We start from the raw sequence: 1,611 nt of genomic DNA, 5'->3' as shown, positions 1-1,611 counted from the left end.
ATGTTACTCATGAAAAAACAAACATTATCCATACTACTTAGCCTTAGCGCTTTACTGTTTCCATTTGTAACGGTATTGGCTCAGGCAGAAGAATTTCCAGAAGATGTACAAGATGTACCAGCGGCACCTATAAACGACTGGATTCCGCTACTATTGCTACTTGCTATTGCCATCGCTTTTTATTTCTTTAAAAAACAGCACAATAGCAACAATAAATTAAACAAGTGGTAGATTAGTCCGAGACAATAAGAAAAAAAATATCAAAATAAAATAACGCGTCCTACAATAGGCGAACAATCAAAATAATAAACCTTTACAAACATGAAAAAACTTTTCTTTTTAGGCCTTAGCCTTATCGCATTAAACGCAACTGCGCAATCTGTAGCGATTAACACGGATGGTAGCACTGCTGATCCATCTGCTATTTTAGATTTAAAAAGCAGCAACCAAGGGGTTTTGGTACCACGCTTAACACAAACACAAAGAACAGCAATTGCTACTCCTGCCACAGGTTTAATGGTGTACCAAACCGATGCTACTGCTGGTTTTTATTTTTATAATGGAACGGCTTGGACGAGTTTAAATGGAACAAACGGCACTAACGGTACAAATGGTGCCAACGGCCAAGGAGTACCAACTGGTGGTACTGCCAATCAAGTACTAGCAAAAGTTAACGCTACTGATTTTAATACACAATGGGTAACGCCAAGTGGTGCCGATAACTTAGGTAACCACACGGCTACTACAACTTTAAATATGAATAGCAATGCAATTACAGGTGCAACAAATATTACGGCAACAGGTACAGCAACTTTAGGTGGAAATGCCTACCCAACCAATACAGGTACCAACGGACAGGTATTACAAACAAACGGTGCTGGTGCGCTAAGTTGGGGCTCAGCTTCAGGTGGTGGCTCTAGTTTACAATTGGTAGTTACAAAAACTGTTGGTCAAACAACTCAAGTCGCAAGCTCGTTGACTTTAGCTGCTGATGTTGTTAATTTTGAAAGTGCTAATGGTACAGGTGCTGCGCTTACAGGCGGAAATACATGGACAAACAACAATACTTTTACGGTAGGTACAACAGGTGCAGGTACTTATTTAATACAAGTGCAACTAATGGGAGGAACGAATAATACACCTTCTATGCCGATGATTGAAATGAATAACACTGGTAATGGTGGATCAAATTTTTATGGAACATCTGTTACTAATAATAATGCACAGACTCCCCATAAATATAGGGGACAACTGACTTCGGTAGTGTATATGACCGCTGGCGAATTTTTTAAAATTAGAGCTTTGAGTGCATCAAATGTTGTAGGAGCTGATTTTACGACCAATGGCAGCACCAAGGTTACTGTGGTCAAGCTAAATTAGAACTAATTAATCAAAACAATAGTATTAAATAGGCTGGCTGTTTTGGTCAGCCTATTTGTTTTAATTTTGCAAGTTATGAAACAGTTTTTTCTACAACCCAAAAAAGCACAGTGGCTCATTTTTGCAATTGCTGTCTTGATTTATGCCAATACTATTCCTAATAAATGGGCTATAGATGATAGCGTTATTGTTTATCACAATAGTTTTGTAAAAAAAGGCGTTGCGGGCATA

Annotated in this window: 2 protein-coding genes; both read left to right on the top strand. The window is 38.5% G+C overall.

Annotated features, from left to right (window positions below):
- Window positions 1-231: hypothetical protein (locus L1S34_RS14725; protein ID WP_236364845.1), on the top strand; the 231-nt coding region annotated here is incomplete at its 5' end.
- A gap of 90 nt (window positions 232-321) precedes the next feature.
- Window positions 322-1,380: a hypothetical protein gene (locus L1S34_RS14720; protein ID WP_236364844.1), complete on the top strand. Its 1,059-nt coding sequence runs from the start codon at window positions 322-324 to the stop codon at window positions 1,378-1,380.
- The last annotated feature ends 231 nt before the right edge of the window (window positions 1,381-1,611 follow it).

Source organism: Flavobacterium sp. K77, from assembly GCF_021608205.1.
Taxonomy (GTDB): Bacteria; Bacteroidota; Bacteroidia; order Flavobacteriales; family Flavobacteriaceae; genus Flavobacterium; species Flavobacterium turcicum.
This window is presented reverse-complemented; position numbering and strand designations above follow the sequence as displayed.